16 protein-coding genes and 2 tRNA genes are annotated in these 14,716 nt (G+C 72.1%); 15 read left to right on the top strand and 3 right to left on the bottom strand.

The genetic code is table 11. The features are described from left to right. The first annotated feature begins 6 nt into the window (after positions 1 to 6). The 5 genes from proB (at position 7) to ACIHCX_RS00545 (ending at position 4,907) form a co-directional block, all read left to right on the top strand. The gene (gene proB / locus ACIHCX_RS00525; protein WP_400026548.1) at positions 7 to 1,134 is read left to right on the top strand and encodes a glutamate 5-kinase; all 1,128 of its coding nucleotides are present in this window, start codon (positions 7 to 9) and stop codon (positions 1,132 to 1,134) included. Positions 1,135 to 1,326: 192 nt separating this feature from the next. Further along, complete coding sequence (locus tag ACIHCX_RS00530) at positions 1,327 to 1,746, top strand: hypothetical protein (protein WP_400026550.1); 420 nt, start codon at positions 1,327 to 1,329, stop codon at positions 1,744 to 1,746. Positions 1,747 to 1,805: 59 nt separating this feature from the next. After that, positions 1,806 to 3,092, top strand: a complete 1,287-nt coding sequence (locus tag ACIHCX_RS00535; protein ID WP_400025207.1) for a glutamate-5-semialdehyde dehydrogenase — start codon at positions 1,806 to 1,808, stop codon at positions 3,090 to 3,092. A gap of 64 nt (positions 3,093 to 3,156) precedes the next feature. Continuing rightward, positions 3,157 to 3,747 (top strand): hypothetical protein, encoded by a 591-nt coding sequence (locus tag ACIHCX_RS00540; RefSeq protein ID WP_400025209.1) that lies wholly within the window; start codon positions 3,157 to 3,159, stop codon positions 3,745 to 3,747. 89 nt (positions 3,748 to 3,836) lie between these two features. Next, a complete protein-coding gene (locus ACIHCX_RS00545) occupies positions 3,837 to 4,907 on the top strand; it encodes a hypothetical protein (protein ID WP_400025211.1) in 1,071 nt (356 codons plus the stop codon). 54 nt (positions 4,908 to 4,961) lie between these two features. Here the strand turns inward: ACIHCX_RS00545 and ACIHCX_RS00550 are convergent, their stop codons facing one another. After that, positions 4,962 to 6,083: a M48 family metallopeptidase gene (locus tag ACIHCX_RS00550; RefSeq protein ID WP_400025212.1), complete on the bottom strand. Its 1,122-nt coding sequence runs from the start codon at positions 6,081 to 6,083 to the stop codon at positions 4,962 to 4,964. A gap of 89 nt (positions 6,084 to 6,172) precedes the next feature. Here ACIHCX_RS00550 and ACIHCX_RS00555 point away from each other — a divergent pair, with 89 nt between their 5' ends. The 10 genes from ACIHCX_RS00555 (at position 6,173) to ACIHCX_RS00600 (ending at position 11,514) form a co-directional block, all read left to right on the top strand. Continuing rightward, entirely contained in the window at positions 6,173 to 6,337 is a 165-nt protein-coding gene (locus tag ACIHCX_RS00555) for a hypothetical protein (RefSeq protein WP_400025213.1), read from the top strand. A gap of 186 nt (positions 6,338 to 6,523) precedes the next feature. Next, entirely contained in the window at positions 6,524 to 6,676 is a 153-nt protein-coding gene (locus ACIHCX_RS00560; protein ID WP_400025215.1) for a hypothetical protein, read from the top strand. A gap of 69 nt (positions 6,677 to 6,745) precedes the next feature. After that, positions 6,746 to 7,420: a nicotinate-nucleotide adenylyltransferase gene (gene nadD / locus ACIHCX_RS00565; RefSeq protein ID WP_400025217.1), complete on the top strand. Its 675-nt coding sequence runs from the start codon at positions 6,746 to 6,748 to the stop codon at positions 7,418 to 7,420. A gap of 16 nt (positions 7,421 to 7,436) precedes the next feature. Next, on the top strand, positions 7,437 to 9,224 hold the full coding sequence (locus tag ACIHCX_RS00570; RefSeq protein ID WP_400025218.1) for a LytR C-terminal domain-containing protein: 1,788 nt from the start codon (positions 7,437 to 7,439) through the stop codon (positions 9,222 to 9,224). 77 nt (positions 9,225 to 9,301) lie between these two features. Beyond that, the gene (rsfS, locus tag ACIHCX_RS00575; protein ID WP_400025220.1) at positions 9,302 to 9,748 is read left to right on the top strand and encodes a ribosome silencing factor; all 447 of its coding nucleotides are present in this window, start codon (positions 9,302 to 9,304) and stop codon (positions 9,746 to 9,748) included. Continuing rightward, positions 9,739 to 10,416: a histidine phosphatase family protein gene (locus tag ACIHCX_RS00580; RefSeq protein WP_400025222.1), complete on the top strand. Its 678-nt coding sequence runs from the start codon at positions 9,739 to 9,741 to the stop codon at positions 10,414 to 10,416. The genes rsfS and ACIHCX_RS00580 overlap by 10 nt, the downstream gene beginning before the upstream one ends. A 118-nt stretch (positions 10,417 to 10,534) precedes the next feature. After that, a tRNA-Ala gene (locus tag ACIHCX_RS00585) sits at positions 10,535 to 10,607 on the top strand. Positions 10,608 to 10,889: 282 nt separating this feature from the next. After that, complete coding sequence (locus ACIHCX_RS00590; protein WP_400025224.1) at positions 10,890 to 11,063, top strand: hypothetical protein; 174 nt, start codon at positions 10,890 to 10,892, stop codon at positions 11,061 to 11,063. 3 nt (positions 11,064 to 11,066) lie between these two features. Continuing rightward, positions 11,067 to 11,300 carry a hypothetical protein gene (locus tag ACIHCX_RS00595; RefSeq protein WP_100566877.1) on the top strand — a complete coding sequence of 78 codons (234 nt, stop codon included), beginning with the start codon at positions 11,067 to 11,069 and terminating at the stop codon, positions 11,298 to 11,300. A 141-nt stretch (positions 11,301 to 11,441) separates the two neighbouring features. Further along, positions 11,442 to 11,514: transfer RNA gene (locus tag ACIHCX_RS00600), tRNA-Ala, on the top strand. A gap of 123 nt (positions 11,515 to 11,637) precedes the next feature. Here ACIHCX_RS00600 and ACIHCX_RS00605 read toward each other — a convergent pair. Next, complete coding sequence (locus tag ACIHCX_RS00605) at positions 11,638 to 13,248, bottom strand: NADH-ubiquinone oxidoreductase-F iron-sulfur binding region domain-containing protein (protein ID WP_400025226.1); 1,611 nt, start codon at positions 13,246 to 13,248, stop codon at positions 11,638 to 11,640. Continuing rightward, positions 13,245 to 14,558 (bottom strand): cytochrome b/b6 domain-containing protein, encoded by a 1,314-nt coding sequence (locus ACIHCX_RS00610; protein WP_400025229.1) that lies wholly within the window; start codon positions 14,556 to 14,558, stop codon positions 13,245 to 13,247. Before ACIHCX_RS00610 ends, ACIHCX_RS00605 begins: the two co-directional genes overlap by 4 nt. Positions 14,559 to 14,716 lie beyond the last annotated feature (158 nt).

Consider the following 14,716-nt stretch of genomic DNA (forward strand, 5'->3'; position numbering starts at 1 on the left):
AACAAGGTGCCAGGGGCAAGGCAGACCGTGTGCGAGGCCCGCAGGATCGTCGTCAAGGTGGGGTCCTCGTCACTGACCACCGCCGAGGGCGGGCTGGACGCCGACCGGGTCGACGCCCTGGTCGACGTCCTCGCCAAGACCAGCGGCAGTGCGCACAAGGAGATCGTCCTGGTCTCCTCGGGCGCCATCGCCGCCGGCCTCGCCCCGCTGGGTCTGCGCCGCCGCCCCCGGGACCTCGCCCGCCAGCAGGCCGCGGCCAGCGTCGGCCAGGGCCTGCTCGTGGCCCGCTACACCGCCTCCTTCGCCCGCTACGGCATCCGCGTCGGCCAGGTCCTGCTGACCAGCGACGACACCAGCCGCCGCGCCCACCACCGCAACGCCTCCCGCACCCTCGACAAGCTGCTCGCGATGGGTGCCCTCCCGGTGGTCAACGAGAACGACACCGTCGCCACCGACGAGATCCGCTTCGGCGACAACGACCGGCTCGCCGCGCTCGTCGCCCACCTGGTCCACGCCGACCTGCTGGTACTGCTGTCCGACGTGGACGGCCTCTACGACGGCGACCCGAGCAGGCCGGGCACCTCCCGGCTGGCGGAGATCCGGGGCCCCGGCGACCTGGAGGGCGTCGAGATCGGCAGCGCGGGCAGGGCCGGCGTCGGCACCGGCGGCATGGTCACCAAGGTGGAGGCGGCCAGGATCGCGGCCGCCGCCGGCATCCCCGTGGTGCTCACCAGCACCGTCCACGCCGCCGACGCCCTGTCCGGCGGCGACACCGGCACCTACTTCCACCCCACCGGCAAGCGCTCCGCCGACCGGCTGCTGTGGCTGCAGCACGCCTCCGCCCCGCAGGGCTCGCTCACTCTCGACGACGGCGCGGTCCGCGCGGTCGTCGAGGGCCGAAAGTCGCTGCTGCCCGCCGGGATCGCCGCCGTGGAGGGCGAGTTCACCGCCGGCGACCCGGTCGAGCTGCGTGACAGGGCGGGGCGCGCGGTGGCCCGCGGGCTCGTCAACTTCGACGCCAAGGAGATCCCCCGGCTGATCGGCCACTCCACCCGGGAACTCGCCCGCGAGCTGGGACCGGCGTACGAACGTGAGGTCGTACACAGGGACGACCTGGTGCTCCTGGAGCCGTAATGCGCCGAATCGTCCGGCCACCCGGGTGCCGAAGGTGGGGGACGTTCCGTAAAACCGCCCCGCGGAGCCGTGCGGCCTGTTCCACTTTGAGGCGGGGACGCATTCCGCATGAGCGGGACCGGCGATACCAGCGGTACCGGCGAGGCCGGCGATGTCAGCGAGCGCTGCGTGAAGGAGGACGTCGTGAGACGAGTGCGCCCTGGGGCGGCGGCGTCCCGCGGTGGCCTGACGAGCGTGGCGGCCCAGGACGGCTGCGAGGAGCCGCGGGACCTGCCCCGGCTGTGGCACGTCACGCTCAGCGTCTCCGGTGCCCGGGCCCCGCTGAACGAGGTGCGGCGCGGCCTGGAGCAGCTCGCTCACGACCACCCCTTCCTGCTGACCAGCCGGTACGCGGGCGACCACGCCGAGGTCCGCTACTGGGAGGAGGCCCGCGACCTCCACGACGCGGCCGCCGTCGCCCTGCGCCTGTGGGGTGAGCACCGGCAGAGCGCCCGGCTGCCGCCCTGGGAGATCGTCGGCCTGGAGGTCATCGACCGCGAGACCTACCACCAGCGCCTCGCCGAGGGGTACGGAGCACCGCCGGCGACACCGGTCGGGGTCCATCCCTTTTGACCCGTCTCGGGGTGTGGGACAACCGGTGGTCGTACCTCCCTGCGCACTACCCTTCCTTCATGACGACGCTCTCGCCGTACGACTCGATGTCCCCGGTCACCCAGGCCGCGTACCGCGCCAAGGCCGCCGCCGCCGACCTCGCGCCGCTGCCGCGAGTGGCGAAGGACGACGCCCTGCTGGCCGTCGCGGACGCCCTGGAGGTCCGTACCGGCGAGATCCTCGAGGCCAACGCCAAGGACGTCGCCAAGGCCCGCGAGGCCGGCACCAGCGAGGCCATCGTCGACCGGCTCACGCTCACCCCCGAGCGGGTGCGCGCCATCGCCGCCGACGTGCGGGACGTGGCGGCGCTGCCCGACCCGGTCGGCGAGGTCGTCCGCGGCAACACGCTGCCCAACGGTCTCGACCTGCGGCAGGTCCGCGTCCCGCTCGGCGTGGTCGGGATCATCTACGAGGCCCGCCCGAACGTCACCGTGGACGCCGCCGCCCTCTGCCTGAAGTCGGGCAACGCGGTGCTGCTGCGCGGCTCGGCCTCCGCCTACGAGTCGAACACCGCCCTGGTCCGGGTCGTCCGCGACGCCGTGGGCGGGGCGGGGCTGCCCGCCGACGCCGTGCAGCTGGTGCCCGGCGAGAGCCGCGAGAGCGTGCGCGAGCTGATGCGCGCCCGCGGCCTGGTCGACGTGCTGATCCCGCGCGGCGGCGCCTCGCTGATCCGGACCGTGGTGAACGAGTCCACCGTCCCGGTGATCGAGACCGGCACCGGCAACTGCCACGTCTACGTCGACGCGCAGGCCGACCTCGACACGGCCGTCGACATCCTGATCAACTCCAAGGCGCAGCGGCCCAGCGTCTGCAACGCCGCCGAGACGCTGCTGGTCCACCAGGACATCGCCGCCGAGTTCCTGCCGCGCGCCCTGGACGCGCTCGCCGAGGCCGGGGTCACCGTCCACGCCGACGAGCGGGTCATGGCCCACGCCAAGGACTCCCGGGCCACGGTCGTCGAGGCCACCCCGGAGGACTGGGAGACCGAGTACCTGTCCTACGACATCGCCGCCGCCGTGGTCGACTCCCTCGACCGGGCCGTCGAGCACATCCGGCTGTGGAGCTCCGGGCACACCGAGGCGATCGTCACCACCTCGCAGCAGGCCGCCCGCCGCTTCACCCGACTGGTCGACTCCACGACCGTCGCCGTCAACGCCTCCACCCGCTTCACCGACGGCGGCCAGTTCGGCTTCGGCGCCGAGATCGGCATCTCCACGCAGAAGCTGCACGCCCGCGGCCCGATGGGCCTGCCCGAGCTGACCAGTACGAAGTACATCCTCACGGGGGACGGGCACACCCGGCGCTGACGCTGTCCGGCCCCGTGGCGGCGTGTCTCGGCAGGCGGATGAATTTCCATACCGTCTGCCCAAATTGACCCCTCAGGTCTACTCTGGATGCGTGCCGGAGGACGTGGGGGGTACGCCGTTCCCTGACGGCTGGGAGCCCGACGACGACCACGACCGCGGGGTGTCGGACGAAGAGTTCGCCTCCGTGGTCTTCGACGAGGCCTTCGTACGTGCGGCCGTGATCCACGAGCCGACCGCCGTCGAACGCCTCCTGGCCGCCGCGCAGGCCAGAGCCGAGGCCTCCGAGGCGGAGGCCCGCCGCGCCCACGCCAGGGGCGAGCGCCACGAGGACGGGTACGGACCCGGCCTCGGCCCCGACCACCCCTACGGCGACCTGGACGACCCCGACGTCCTCGAAGGCCGACCCGGCGCCCCGGGGACCTTCGGCAAGCAGGTCCGCTGGCACCGCCCCGTCGCCTGGGTGCTCGCCCTCGTCATGGGCATCGGCATGGTCGCCCTGGCCTTCGCCGCGGTCTACCGGGGCGGCTCCTCGGGCAGCCGGGACCAGGTCCCGCCGCCCGCCTCGACCGGCCTGGAGCAGGGCAGCGCGGCGGCGCCCTCCGCGTCCGCCGACTACTCCCAGCCACCCGTCTCCGCGGTCCCGCGCACGCCCTGACGGCGGGGCGACGGTTCTGGTGAGAACCTGTCAGAACTTGTCGCACATCAGGGCGTTTACCAGGGCTTGCCGCGACCTACCCTGAAGGTATGGGAGGGCCTGGAGAGCCACCTGAGGGGACACCCGAGGGCGTCCCCGGAGGTGCGGAGGACGAGTACCGGTCCGTCGTCTTCGACGAGTCGTTCGTCCGGGCTGCCCGCCTCCAGGAGTATTCCGCGCGGGAGCGGGTGACCGACCACACCCCGGCCGTGCGCCGCCGCCCGCCGCTGCGCCGCGGGCTGTCCCGGCAGGCGCTGCTGCTGGTCCTGCTGATCGTCGTCGCCTTCGGCACCGCGATCTACATGGGCGTACGGCACCCCTACCAGAGCGCGCAGGCCCAGCGGCCCGTGGAGCCGCTGCGGATGACCGTCGTCCCGCTCGCCCCGCAGGGCAGGGTGCCCGGCGCGGCCGACCCCGGGTACCTGTACGCGCACAGCCCGGCCGCCTCGTTCGCCGTCGGCGCGGAGGGCGTGCCGCTGCCCGTCGTCCGGCGCACCGCGCACTTCTCCGAGAGCCAGGTCCTCGCCGCGCTGACCATCGCGAAGGAGTACGTCGTCGCGTCCTCCCTCTACCCGGAGGTGCTCATCGGCGGCCAGACCCGCCCCGTCCGGGCGCTGCTCGACCCCGGCCAGCTCGACCAGTTCGACCAGAGCTTCGAGCACCCCGCCGCCGACGGCCGGCACGCGCCCACCGGCTGGCTCGTCCGCTTCGACCCGGCCCGGGTCGAGCTGGCCGGCCACGAGATCCGGGTGCAGGGCAGCCTCCAGGCCGCCGAGACCGACTCCTCCACCCTGGAGGTCAGCGCGGACCACACCTTCGCCTACGCGCTGAAGCCGGCCGGCTCCGCGGCGCACGCGCCGGCCTCGCTGTTCACCGTCCGGCGCGAGATCCAGTTCCGCTTCACCCAGGACGACCTGCGGCTGCACCAGGTCCAGCTCGTCGTCTCCTACGTGCAGGCCGGCCCGCTCTCCTGCGCGGGGGACTCCGCGGGGCGCTTCGAGCCGCTGCTGGCCGGCCAGGTCGCCAAGGCGGGCAGCCCGTCCGGCACGGACCCGTACGCCACCGACACCGCGGCGGCCCTGTGCGGCTCCCTGGCGCACAGCGCCGAGCCGACGGTGTGACGCCGCCGCGGGCGCCGGGCGATGTCCGCAGGGGACCCGCCCACACCCGGAAGGTCAGTCCTCGTCGCCGGGAGGGGTGCCGGTGGACGGCTGGTCCTTGCCCCGGTCGCTGGGCGGGGCCGATCCCGTGAAGCCGCCGAATCCGCGCCGCACCCGGTCGCCCAGGTCGCCGGCGCCGCCCGCCAGATCGCTGACCAGCTTCATCAGCGGGTCCTTCGAGCTCTTGACGTGGTTGGCGTAGTGGGCCGCCGACTCGCGGAAGGAGTCGCTGACCGAGGTGTCCTTGTCCTCGGTGCGGCGCGGGTAGTGGCCGTCCATGATCCGCTGGTGGTCGCGGGACTCGGCCCACTTCTTCAGCTCGGCCGCCCGCACGGTGGTGAAGGGGTGCGAACGCGGCAGCACGTTGAGGATCTTCAGCACGGAGTCGCGCAGGTCGCCCCCGGACTCGTACTCCTCGGCCTGCTGGAGGAAGGCGTCCACGTTCATCTGGTGCAGGTGGTTGCCGCCCGCGATCTTCATCAGGCCCCGCATGGAGGCCCGCAGGTCCTGGCCGACGAGCAGACCGGCCCGGTCCGCCGACAGCTCCGACTTGCGGAACCACTCGCGCAGCCCGGTGACGATCGCCATGATCGCGAGGTTGCCCAGCGGGATCCAGGCGACCCGGACGGCCAGGCTCGTCAGGAACAGCAGGATCGTGCGGTACACGGCGTGCCCGGACAGGGCGTGGCCCACCTCGTGGCCGACGACGGCCCGCATCTCCTCCTCGTCGAGCAGTTCGACCAGGCCCGTGGTGACCACGATGATCGGCTCGTCCAGGCCGATGCACATCGCGTTGGGCTGGGGATCCTGGGTCACGTACATCGGCGGGACCTTCTCCAGGTCCAGGATGTAGCAGGCGTCCCGCAGCATGTCGTTCAGGTGTGCGAACTGCTGGTCGGAGACGCGTACGGAGTCGGACAGGAACAGCAGCCTGAGACTGCGCTCGGGCAGCAGGCCGCTGAGGGCCTTGAACACCGTGTCGAAGCCGCTCAGCTTGCGCAGCGCGACCAGGGCGGAGCGGTCGGCCGGGTGCTCGTACGCGCGCGAGGAGATCTCCGGGAAGCGCCTGCGCTGCCGGCTCGGCACCTGCTCCTGCCCGTCCTGTTCGCGGCCGTCGTCGGACATGTGGTCCCCCATGTGTGTCAGTGTCCCAATGTGCCCCCGAGGCAGGACCCAGCCTAGGCGGAGATACCGTGGACGGGCAGTACAACGAAGGAGTCCACGCCATGGAGCACCACCCCGCAGCCGCCTGGCTGGCCGAGGCCGCGAGCACCACCGCCCCGCACGAAGGGTCGGGCTACCTGCTCCGGGTCGTCCTGATCGTGATGGTCCTGGGCTGCGTTCTCACCGGCTGGTTCCTCCTGCGCGGGTACAAGCGGGACGACGACTGACGCGGCGGAAAGGTTCCGGGCGGCTCCTGAAGGCGCCGGTCCCGCACCGTCCCGGACGCCTCGGTACCCGTGGGGCGGGAGCGCCGGCGGTGGCAACAGTGGAGTCGGGGTGAGCGGTGCGTCGGCGGTTGCTTACGATGGGCCGACATCCTTGTCCCGCTCACTCCCGGATAGGTTCTGCCAAAGATGAGCTTCCCCAGCAATGCTGCCCAGTTGGTCAACCTCGCCGCCGAGGGGGGCAACCACCAGAGCCTCAGCCCCTTCCTCACCGGCGGCGGCGCGCTCTTCATCCTGCTGCTCCTGCTGTGGATCACCACGCGTTTCAACCGCGACCGCTGAACCCCGCCCGGCCCGTCCCCGGGATCTGGCTCACGGAGTCCTCAGGCCGGGCCGGTAGGGTCTGCACGCATGGGAGAGCAGGACATGCCTACCGGTCCGGCGGGTGACACGGTGAAACGCCTCGAACACGGGCCCGGCGGTGGGCCCTCGGCGCCGGGCAAGCGGCGCCTGGGCGTCATGGGCGGAACGTTCGACCCGATCCACCACGGGCACCTCGTGGCGGCCAGCGAGGTCGCCGCGCAGTTCCACCTGGACGAGGTGGTGTTCGTACCCACCGGGCAGCCCTGGCAGAAGTCCCACCGCCACGTCTCCCCGGCGGAGGACCGCTACCTGATGACGGTCATCGCGACCGCCGAGAACCCGCAGTTCTCCGTGAGCCGCATCGACATCGACCGCGGCGGTCCCACCTACACCGTGGACACCCTGCGCGACCTGCGCGCGCTCAACCCCGACACCGACCTGTTCTTCATCACCGGTGCCGACGCGCTCGGTCAGATCCTCACCTGGCGGGACTCCGAGGAACTGTTCTCCCTGGCACACTTCATCGGTGTCACCCGGCCCGGCCACCATCTGACCGATCCCGGCCTGCCGGAAGGCGGCGTCTCGCTCGTCGAGGTACCCGCGCTCGCCATCTCCTCCACGGACTGCCGGGTGAGAGTCGCCAAGGGCGACCCGGTCTGGTACCTGGTGCCTGACGGAGTCGTCCGCTACATCGCCAAACGCCAGCTGTACCGAGGCCAGTGAGCCGAGAGGGGCACCGGTGAACGACCGATACGACGCTGGCCACGGCGGCGATCAGTACGAGCTCGTCGGCTACGACGAGTACGGCCGGCCTGTGTACCGGCCGGTCCCTGTCCAGCAGACCCCGCAGCAGACCTACGACGCGTACGGGCAGCAGGGCTACGGCTACGACCCGTACGCGACCGGTGCGCAGCAGCAGCTCGATCCGACGGCCTACCAGGGCGGTTACCAGAGCGGTCACCAGGGCGCCCAGCACGGCGGACACGCCCCCGGCCAGGGCCCCGGCCAACAGTCGCCCGACCCCTCCGCCCAGGGTGTCCACGGCTCCTACGACCCCTACGGGTCCGGCGCGACGGCGGCGCCGTACGACCCGTACGGGTCCGCCGCGACCAGCGGGCAGCAGCCCCGGGTCGCCGGGCAGACCGCCCACATTCCGCAGCAGGCCGCCCACATTCCGCAGCAGGCCGGACCGGCGGACGCCGACCGGGCGGCATGGGGAGCCGACCGGGACGGCGCGGACGAACGCGACTACCACACCGAGCAGTTCGCCTTCGTCGAGGAGCCGAGCGACGACTCCGAGGACGTCATCGACTGGCTCAAGTTCACCGAGAACCGCACCGAGCGCCGTGAGGAGGCCCGCCGCCGGGCCCGCGGCCGCATCGTCGCCCTGGCCGTCGTGCTGGCCCTGGTCGCGGCGGGCGGTGTCGGCTACCTCTGGTACGCCGGGAAGCTGCCCGGCCTGTCGTCGTCCGGCCCCGGTGCGGGCGCCGCGACCGCGACCGGCGCCCAGAAGCGCGACGTCATCGTCGTCCACCTGCACGACACCGACCGGGGCGGCACGTCCACGGCGCTGCTCGTCGGCAACACCACCAGCAAGCGGGGCACCACCGTCCTGCTGCCCAACTCCCTCGCCCTGACCGGCGACGACGGCTCCGTCACGACCCTCGCCGACTCGGTCAAGGACGACGGCTCCTCGGGAACCCGCGACCAGCTCGACACGGTTCTCGGCACCGACATCGAGGGCACCTGGCGCCTGGACACCCCCTACCTCCAGAACCTCGTCGACGTGGTCGGCAACGTCGACGTCGACACCAACGCCGACGTGCCCGACCCGGACGCCAAGAAGAAGGGCACGGCGCCCCTGGTCCACCGGGGCAAGGCGCAGACACTCAGCGGCAAGATGGCCGTCGCCTACGCCACCTACCGCTCCTCCGGCGAGGGCCAGGACGCCCAGCTCGAACGGTTCGGCCAGGTGATGCAGAGCGTGCTGCGCAAGCTGTCCTCCGACGCCTCGGGCGCGACGACGACGGTGCAGACGCTCCAGCAGATCCTCGACCCCTCGCTCACCGACCAGGACCTCGGCGCCTTCCTCGCCAAGCTGGCCGAGTTCGCCAAGGGCGGCGACTACAGGACGACGCTGCTGCCGGTGGGGACGGACGGCACGCTCAGCGCGCAGACCAGCGAGAGCGTGGTCAAGGACGTCCTGGGCGGCACCGCGAAGAGCCCCGACCGGTCGTCCGCCGTCCGGGTGTCCGTGCAGAACGCCTCCGGCACCAAGGACAACACCGAGAAGGCCCGGGTCGTCCTGCTGGGCGGCGGCTTCACCTTCCTGGAGGGCGGCACCGCGTCCGTCGTCCAGCAGGCGTCCGAGGTCGTCTACGCCGACGCCGCGAACAAGGAGAAGGCCGCCGACGTCGCCAAGACCCTCGGGCTGCCCGACACCGCGGTGACGAAGGGCAAGGTCACCTCGAACGCCGACGTCTCGGTCGTCCTCGGACAGGACTACCGGGGCTCGTCGGAGCAGTGATCCGTCAATTGCGTGGGGCGTCCTCGGCGGTCCGTGAGACCCTTGGTGTCAAGTGACCGCCGAAGGAAAGCCCTGTAGTGACCGCGACCGACCGCTCTCTCGACCTCATCAACACCGCCGCCCAGGCGGCCGCCGACAAACTCGCGCACGACGTCATCGCGTATGACGTCAGCGACGTGCTGTCGATCACGGACGCCTTCCTGCTGGCGTCCGCTCCCAGTGACCGCCAGGTCAAGTCGATCGTCGACGAGATCGAGGAACGACTGCTGAAGGAACGCGGCGCCAAGCCGGTGCGCCGCGAGGGCGACCGCGAGGCCCGCTGGGTCCTGCTCGACTACGTGGACATCGTCGTGCACGTCCAGCACAGCGAGGAGCGCGTCTTCTACGCCCTGGAGCGGTTGTGGAAGGACTGCCCCGAGCTGGAGCTGCCCGCCGACGCCAAGGCCACCCGGGGCAGGGCCGAGGAGCACACCAGGCAGCAGGCCGCCCAGGAGACGGCCGAGCCCGGTGGTGAGTGGCGGTGACCGGCGCCGGTGAGGGCCCCGGCCCTGTGCCGGGCCGGGGCCGCCGCATCATCCTGTGGCGCCACGGCCAGACCTCCTGGAACCTGGAGCGCCGCTTCCAGGGCAGCACGGACGTCGAGCTGACCGACACCGGCGTCGGCCAGGCCCGCCGTGCCGCGCGCCTGCTGGCTTCCCTGCGGCCCGACGCGATCGTCTCCTCCGATCTGGCGCGGGCCACCCGCACGGCCGCCGAGCTGGCCGCGCTCACCGGCCTGGAGGTCGCCCGGGACGAGGGCCTGCGCGAGACCTACGCGGGCGTCTGGCAGGGCCTGACGCACGAGGAGATCATCGGCCGGTACGGCGAGGAGTACGCCGCGTGGAAGCGCGGCGAGCCGGTGCGCCGCGGCGGCGGCGAACTGGAGACCGAGGTCGCCGACCGCGCCGCCCCCGTCGTGCTGCGCTACCTCGAGAAGGTGCCCGAGGACGGCACGCTCGTGGTGGTCAGCCACGGCGGCACCATCCGCACCACCCTCGGCCGCCTCCTCGGTCTCGAGCCCCACCACTGGGAGGGTCTGGGCGGGCTGTCCAACTGCTGCTGGTCGGTGCTCGGTGGGGGCGCCCGTGGCTGGCGGCTGCTGGAGCACAACGCCGGCACCCTGCCCGAGCCCGTCCTCGGCGACGACGACTGAGCCGCCCGCGGCCGGCGCGACCCGGATTTCACTTTCCGGCAGGTCGCAGGCTAAAGTTCTTCTTGTTCGCCCCGCCGAGCGGAGCGGAACACCACGCGGCTGGTTCGCGTGGCGGCAAGGGGCTATAGCTCAGTTGGTAGAGCGCCTGCATGGCATGCAGGAGGTCAGGAGTTCAATTCTCCTTAGCTCCACGCACCGGCACTCCGTCGAGTCGCCGAAGAGTGTTCGTGAGGATCCCGTCCCCCGCAGGGGGCGGGATTTTCTGTATTCCTCCGAATCGGGTTGAGTCGTTCGGGGCCCCGGGGCGTATACGTGTGCGAGCGCGCTCTCGGGGTTCATGGACGCGCCCCCGGCACGGCCCCGCGGCGCAGGTCGTGGCCGTACTGGTACAGAGGCGTCGCTGACCGTGTCGGCCCGGCCGTGGCAGAATCAAACGGCCGGAAGGGGGCGCGGCCCGACGGGAGGGAGTAGCGATGCCTGCCTGCATCCTCGAGGAGGTCGGTGACCTCCTCGGTGCGGCGTTGATACGCGACACGGTCACCCGCCTCGTCTGCCCCTCCTGCGGCTCCCTCCATGTGGCCCAAGTCCTCGGCGACAACGGGGGGATCTCGTACGTGTGCACCGCCTGCGGCCACAATTGGAGCTGACCCATGGGTGCACACAGGCGGAAGTGCGACTGGTGCGGCGGCGGCACCCCGATCGTCCGCGACATGGAGCCGATCAACCCCGACTACCAGTACTGGTGCGAGGAATGCGCGCGGGCGCTGATCATAAAAGGCGACCCGATCGAGACCTACCGCGAACTCGAGGGCGAGCCGATCTACGGCCGGCTTCTGGAGGAGCACTGCACCCTCAAGCGGTTCTACTCGTTCGTGACGGCGTGAGGCCGGGCCTGCGCCCGGCGGCCGGGCGGGGCGGCGCGAAACCGATTTGGTGTTCCACCCCCTGGACCGTGTAATGTTGGCGTCGCCGCCGGGGAAACCGGGCGACACGGTCGAAAACGCGGTGGGACCGCGTGGCCGCAAGGGGCTATAGCTCAGTTGGTAGAGCGCCTGCATGGCATGCAGGAGGTCAGGAGTTCAATTCTCCTTAGCTCCACAGGAAATGAGGGCGAGTCATCCACCGGATGACTCGCCCTCGACGTATGCCCGGACGCATACGGCGCGGCAACGCGCCGGCGGGCCGCCCCCGTCGCGGAGGGCGACCCGCCGGCGCGTGTGCTCAGCGGCCCAGAGCGCGGCGGCCGCGGCCCTGGGAGAGGACCGGCAGATTGCGCGACGGTGCCTGCGAGCGGGTGTCCTCCTCCAGGCGCAGGGCCAGCGCCGGGCAGCGGCGCACGGCGCGCAGGGCCTTGGCCTCCGCGTAGCGCGGAACCTTCGCCTGGGCGACGGTCGGGAAGCCGTCGGCGCCCAGTTCGAAGACCTCCGGGAGGATGTCCGCGCACAGGCCGTGTCCCCGGCACAGCGTCCAGTCGACGTGGATCTTCTGCCGGCTGGAGCCGGACTCCTCGTCCTCGACGCCGCCGGGGACGCCGGTGGGAGCCCTGCCGCCCTCGAAGAGCGGCAGGACGCCCTCCACGGGGCGCCCGCAGCCGTTGCCGAGGACATGCGCGGCCAGGTCGTCGGTGAACGCCTTGACGGTCGACTCCAGGAACATCGCCGAGCCGTCGGGGTGCGAGCACGCGCCGCGCCGCTTGACGTTCTTGGCGACCTGCTTGAGGGCCTCCAGGGCGGCCGGGCCGCCGCCGTTCAGGATGTCCTCCATGCCGCGCGCGGCGGCCGGCAGACCGAGGTAGCAGGGACCGCACTGGCCCGCGCTCTCCTCCGCCAGCCACTTCGCCACCTGGAGCGACTCGCCCAGCGGGCAGGTCTCCTGACTGATCGGCAAAATCGCCCCGGCGCCGAGCGAACCGCCCACCGCGTCCAGGGAGTTGCGCGAGACGATCGCCTCGTTGACGGTGGCCGCGTCGATCCACTTGCCGTGGTAGCCGCCGGTCAGCACGCCCTGCGGCACCGGCGGGGCGCCGGCGAGCTGGAGGACGTAGCGCAGCGGCACCCCGGTCGGCGCCTCGACCACCATGGGGCGGGCGACGGCGCCGGAGATGGTCAGCATCACGGTGCCCGGCTCGTCGTACAGGCCGGTGTTGCCGTAGCGCTCCGGGCCGATGCGGGCGGCGATCGCCAGCTGGGCGAAGGTCTCGGCGTTGGACAGCAGTGTGGGCGCGCCGCCCACGCCGTTGCGCGAGGCGCTGGTCTTGCGGCCCGGCGGGATCGCCGGACCGCCGTCGATGGAACGGATCAGCGACGCGGCCGCGCCCGTGACCATGCGCACGGGGTTGCGCTGCACGCTCGCGCGCAGGGCCGACCTGCGGCTGTTGCTCAGGCCGCGTTCGGCGAGCGCGGCCTCCATGGAGCGCTGGGTGGACTCCCTGGTGACCCCCACCACGAGCGTGCGGGCACCGAGGGCCTCCGCGCACAGCAGGGCCCCGTCCAGGATGAGGTGCGGGGCACGGTTGATCAGGACCGTGTCCTTGCGGCAGGCCGGTTCGTCCTCGCTGCCGTTGACGACGACGACCGGCCGTACGCCGCGTTTGATCGCCGACTCGGCGACCGAGCGCAGCTTCCTGTGGAAGGGGAAGCCCGCGCCGCCGCGGCCCTTCAGATGGACGGCTTCGGCGAGCTGCGCGAGCTGCTCGCCGCCCAATGGTTCGAGCGGCCCGTGCACCTTCAGGTGCATGGGCAGATCGAGTCTTTCGACAAGGTCGAAGCCCGACGTGAGCTGGGGAAGCCCGACCACGCGGACTTCGGGGACGTCGGGCAGGGCCTCGTTCACCTGTAGCCTCCGGAAGGCGTGTTCCAAGGTTCGCCCGAACCCGGCGCGTCGTAGGAGGCGCCGGGCGGTGTTTCAGTGGCGGGACCGCTGTTGTACGTGTCGTTCGGGATGTACGTGCCGTAGGGGGCGTTCGTCTCACCGGTGTCGTACACGTCACGTCCGCCGTACCCGGTGGCGCCCGCGGCAGGGCCCGGATTGCCATAGGCCGGGATGGTGTATCCCGTGTCGTTCAGCGGGTCGTAGGCCGACGGGGGCGCCTCGCCGACCGGCGGCGGCGAGGGGACCGGCCAGCTGCCCGAGGTGCTGCCGGGCCCGTCCACACGCTGCGTCGCCCCCGTGGCCTGCGGGTCGAACGGCATGTTCGTGCGCGCGGTCGCGTCGGCCGCGAAGGGCTGCCGGTCGCGCGCCGGTGTCGCGACGGCCCGGTAGGCGGCCGCGAAGCCGGGGGCGGGCTCGGGCGCCGGGGTGTCGTACAGCGGCGAGGAGGGGCGCGGACCGCCCGGTGCCGGCCTGGTCGCATCGGCGCGGGGGGGCGTCGCGCCGCGTGCGGTCCCGTAGCCCGGCAGCGCGGAGTCCGAGGCCCTGGCCCGGCTCGCGTCCAGGTCCTCCAGCTCCGGCCGCTCGCCGCCGCCCAGCACCGACACGAGCCGCTCGGCGAGCCTGCGCTTGAACGGGCGCGGCGCCGCGCGCACGGCCAGGGCCGCCATGACGCCCAGCAGGGACAGGCTGTAGAGGATGACGAAGATCGGCTTGGCCTCCCGGCCCGCGTACAGGCCGTGCACCAGCGCCGCGCACCAGGCGGGGTAGGCCAGCATGTGCATCGCCCGCCAGCGGGCCGCGACCGGGGCGGGGGTGGCGAAGTTGCCGCGCAGCGCGCCGGTGACGCCGACGAAGATCATCAGCAGACCGGCCAGGGAGCCGAGGCCGACCAGGCCCTCGATTCCGGTGACGCCGAGCGAGAACGGGACCAGCGCGGCGATCAGCTGGGTGTGCCCCAGCACGATCTTGGTGGTGATGTGCACCAGGAGGAACGCGATCGAGGCGACCGCGGTGGTCCGGTGCACCGCCTGGCCCACGATCCGCTGGCGTGTGTTGAGGACGATCCGGTCCTGGGCGACCAGGCCCCAGATCACCGAGCAGCTGAGCGAGACGAGGGAGAGCACGCCCGCGCCGAAGTTCAGGAACTCGCGGAACTGGCTGCCTCCGGCCAGCACGACCACGGGTATGAGGAGCAGGACGACAGCCGACGCCACCCCATAGGCCGAGCGGCCGGGTTTGGGGAGGGAGCTGTTACTGCGACGAGGTTTCATGGGGGGCGACTCCGAGCGGTTCGGGAAAGCGGTCCCGGGCACGCACTCTAAGTGGCTCCAAACCGAGCGGTACGCCGTTTGAGTTATTGCGTTGTTATCAACGGGGCTTCCGTGGCTCGTGTTGTCCCCATAGGCTCCGTTACGCCGGGTTAAAATTG

This window comes from Streptomyces sp. NPDC052043 (assembly GCF_044548235.1).
Taxonomy (GTDB): domain Bacteria; phylum Actinomycetota; class Actinomycetes; order Streptomycetales; family Streptomycetaceae; genus Streptomyces.